Annotated in this window: 5 protein-coding genes; all 5 read right to left on the bottom strand. The window is 34.7% G+C overall.

The window, feature by feature from the left end:
- Positions 1 to 420: 420 nt before the first annotated feature.
- The 5 genes from T495_RS0100970 to T495_RS0100950 all read right to left on the bottom strand — a co-directional run bounded on the left by T495_RS0100970 (position 421) and on the right by T495_RS0100950 (position 3713).
- Positions 421 to 753: a hypothetical protein gene (locus T495_RS0100970; protein WP_033147297.1), complete on the bottom strand. Its 333-nt coding sequence runs from the start codon at positions 751 to 753 to the stop codon at positions 421 to 423.
- Entirely contained in the window at positions 744 to 1433 is a 690-nt protein-coding gene (locus T495_RS0100965) for a hypothetical protein (protein ID WP_155993370.1), read from the bottom strand. Before T495_RS0100965 ends, T495_RS0100970 begins: the two co-directional genes overlap by 10 nt.
- 52 nt (positions 1434 to 1485) lie before the next feature.
- Positions 1486 to 1944, bottom strand: coding sequence for a DUF3997 domain-containing protein (locus T495_RS0100960; protein WP_033147295.1), 459 nt, complete (start codon positions 1942 to 1944; stop codon positions 1486 to 1488).
- A gap of 77 nt (positions 1945 to 2021) precedes the next feature.
- Positions 2022 to 3020: a hypothetical protein gene (locus T495_RS0100955; protein ID WP_155993368.1), complete on the bottom strand. Its 999-nt coding sequence runs from the start codon at positions 3018 to 3020 to the stop codon at positions 2022 to 2024.
- 51 nt (positions 3021 to 3071) lie between these two features.
- Complete coding sequence (locus tag T495_RS0100950; RefSeq protein ID WP_033147298.1) at positions 3072 to 3713, bottom strand: SH3 domain-containing protein; 642 nt, start codon at positions 3711 to 3713, stop codon at positions 3072 to 3074.
- Between the last annotated feature and the right edge of the window lie 201 nt (positions 3714 to 3914).

Below are 3914 nucleotides of genomic sequence, written 5' to 3'. Positions count from 1 at the left end.
GCAACAGGAAAAAAGGCCAAGTAGCATTATCAGTTTAATGGCTTTTTTATTCATATATCGAAATGATTTAATTAATTTGGTGGCAAAGGTAGAGAGATATCATTAATACGCCAAAAAGAAATAGCTTTTTTTTGAAAAGTACCTAAAGAATTTTTGCGCGCCAACTACTTTGCAAGTGAAAAGTACTTAGAGAAAAATGCCCCCTTTTTGATTATTTCGGGTGACAACGGTGACAGGACATTTATAACTTTTCTCGCGTACGTGAACTATTTTTTTTCGAGTTTTTAAAGTTCACGTACGTACGCGCGAGGATTTTTAGAAAAACTGTGTCACCGTTGTCACCTTGTCACCGTTGTCACCATTGTCATGGATGATTTGTTGATTCTCACTTTCTCCGGTCCAGTGAATCGCTGATTATGTTCAACAAAAAGTACACGGTATTTCTATAAGAGGCGAGAAATCTGTCTTCCAAATATCCAACTCATATAAATCATTATTGTCATCTACAAACAGACTCGCTACTACTATTATACCATCTTTGTCTTTGAATTCGCAATCTGAAATCAAAGTTTCGCTTTTCCTCGCTTTTTGTTTAGTTGAGGCAATAAATACCATGCTACCCATGCCTCCATCATCTAAAGGCATGATATCTACGTTTTCGAGCCAATTGGGTTGCAGCTTGTAATTTGCTTTATTCGCCAAATATGAAACTAATCCAATTTCTTTTTCTGTAAGTTTTCTAATCAATCCCATGAATTCTTCCTATTTTTGTAAGATGATTCAAGTTTTCTGCATTCTAATGTAACAATTCCGTCTATAGCCACAGTGTCTGGGGAACTCGAATCTGGCAGTATGTGATAATATCCTACTTCGCGTGTGGTTATCGGGTAGAAATCGTTATATGAGAAACCGTATACCTCATAGCCACATTTCTTAAGAATATCGCAGAATTTACTGAACAACGGCTGTTGCAAATTCTTCCTGTTTAATCGTTTTGTTTTCCAATAGTTCTCGGAAATATTTAGATTAGTAATTCCACAAGTTTTCATGGAGAATTGCAAACTATTGATTGTGTATTGCTTGGAATTTATTTCATCCATAACATGATTCAATATCGCAATCTCCATATCATCATCAACAGGAAATGTCTGCTCTCGTCTAACTTGTGAATTTCCTGAAACGTATAATGTGGCAGTACCCTTCGAATTGATACCGTATCCAATTACAACAGCCGACTGTTTGCCATTGTCTGCAATATAAAACTCTTTTCGAACATTCTCTATTACTGCACCATCCACTCCTACCATTTTAAAGGTTCTCTGTTTGCCTTCTATATGATAGCTATTCTCTTCCTGATTGTCAATATGCATACAGGAAGACTGGAATATAAGAATCTCAAATAACAATAAAATAATTACAAAATTTCTCATCATAGATATTAATGAAATAAATGTTCACATTCTCCGTCTGCAAGGTTACTTTGGGTTATTTCATTTCTCTCACCCAACTTATACTGATGCCCATTCTTTTGCACCTTCGATTAAAATCAGATTCTGACATTGGGCCAAATACTCTTTTGTCTTTTTTACGGATAATCCAATAACAGTTTTGTATACTGAGCATTTTACCTAAGAGTGTCTCTAAACTATCCGCTTTCTCTTGAAAACATGTGGTAGAATCTGGAATAGTTTGATTGAAATCGATGTAATACGCACTGTCTGGCTTTTGATATGCAATGATATAGTGCTCATTATAGCCAAAATTATGTACATCAAATGGAACTAATTCTTCAAGGCCTTCATAGCGAACACCATCCCTATGACAGGTATCAATAACATAATAAATACAGCCATTATTATAAACATAGGAATCACCCAATTCCCAGTAGTCATCATGACATCCCGACAACAACAATACAATAAATATATATATAAACTTTCTCATATGCATATAAATATTTTTAGAAATGACGTGACCAGGGATATTGAGTCCAAAAGCTCACGAGGACTCTTCTGATTATTTTAATACCCTCCATCTCTCTTCTTTCTTACTTTCTCTTGTAGCCATTTGGGGAAATCTTCAAATGTCTTTATACGCGACTGATGAATATACCCAATGCATGGTTCGTTTTCATCCAGATAAACCGGATACCATTCTGTCTTAAACAAAGGAGTGAAGTAAAAAAGCTCGTTTTCTTTAATCTGTCTCACAACCTTAGATTTTACATTTGACTTCTCACGGATGTTTACATAACCATCAGGGTCGTTAATAATGGCAGGAGTCTTTAATTGAAGAGTATCTGGTCTTAATGTCCAATGACTTTGATTTTCAATCTCCCAACCTTTTTGGGTTCCTTCCAAATATGCGTTGCAATATGATTGCCATCCGTTCTTAATGTATTTGTCATCTGGGAAAAAATCTGCCGCTCCGATATCAAGCTCTTCGCTATCAGGAATGCGGAATGTTCCCCATCGGCACTTCTTTTCCTTACCACTTGCAGATTGCAACGTTCCAATAAATTGGTTATTGCGATAAGAATCACTGCATTCAATGTCAAGGTCATCAAAAAACACCTTACCCTGATGGATGTAAAATGTAGAGGTCATTTTTCCTTTTATGCTCTCTTTTACTCCGATAGCATTCAAATTCCATTCAGAAACCATACTGTACACCTGTATACCACTCAAAGGGTTATCTTCCACTATACTGTACTTCTCGGGTAACTTTGCAAATCCTTCTGCGATTCGTATACTTCCTACATAGTAGTTAATCGCATCTTTAATACGATACCTTCCCCATACCTTATATTGGAGCGTATCTTTTGAGTTTGCTTTAATACTGTCTATAAAAAAATAGAAACGCTGATAGTTTTCGCCAACATAACCTAAAACGTCATTTTGGTAGCAAGTCCACACCGAAGAATAGTCCAAAACGTTCAAATTATTATCTTTGTGAATGTTTGAACCACAACATACTAATGTTGAGGACATAAGTAAAAACAATATAATTCTCTTTCTCATATCGAAAATATTTCCTTATAAACTTATGCTGTAACTATCCCCCCTGATTGGTTAATCAAACATAATTTTCATCATTTCCTTTTTTATATTTATAGGACATTTGTCATACGGAAGAATTCGTTTCCTGTATATATAACCAAGAAACAAGTTCCCATCATTAGAGTAAACCCTATACCAGTCACTATTTAAATTGGGGGTATATAAAAATATTTCATTTTGCAATATCTTGTTTTTTACCCGATACTTCTTAGAAGGTCCTTCTCTAACATAAGTAAAGGCATCTGGGTCATTAATAACTGCAGGAAATTTAATATAATCATCTTTATACAAAAGATTATGCCCTTTGCCGTCATATATAGAATTTATATCAAAGTATTTAAAACATCGAGGCGATTCTGTGCTCACCAGAAAAAACAATGCTTTATTGCCTAAATTTAGCACAACAACAGAGTCAAGTGGGTTGCCACAACTCAATACGCGAGCTTTAGTAATTGCTTCGAAAATAATACGATTATTTTTGCCTTGATAAAGAGAACTTACAGAATAAGTGTTTTCACCTATGTCTATGCTATCTAACTGATATGTACTTAGTGTTTTATAAAGATCATATACACAATCTTTACAAGAGTGCTGCGCATATGTAGAAAAGAAACATATGTGTAATAAAAAGAATGCTGTTATATACTTTTTCATAATTTTTAATTGTAACATACATGAATACGGAACATATAATTATTTTGTAATTACTAATTGCTTATTATTTGAACATGAAGTTTGATGGATGCCAAGGGACAGTCCCTGAAGTGAACCCCAAAGTTTGGACGGTTAAACAATAGAAGCTGTAAGCATTTTCCTGTATTGTACAGGAGACATGCCATTAAGCCTCAGTTTTAT

This window comes from Prevotella sp. P6B1, from assembly GCF_000702825.1.
Classification (GTDB): domain Bacteria; phylum Bacteroidota; class Bacteroidia; order Bacteroidales; family Bacteroidaceae; genus Prevotella.
This window is presented reverse-complemented; position numbering and strand designations above follow the sequence as displayed.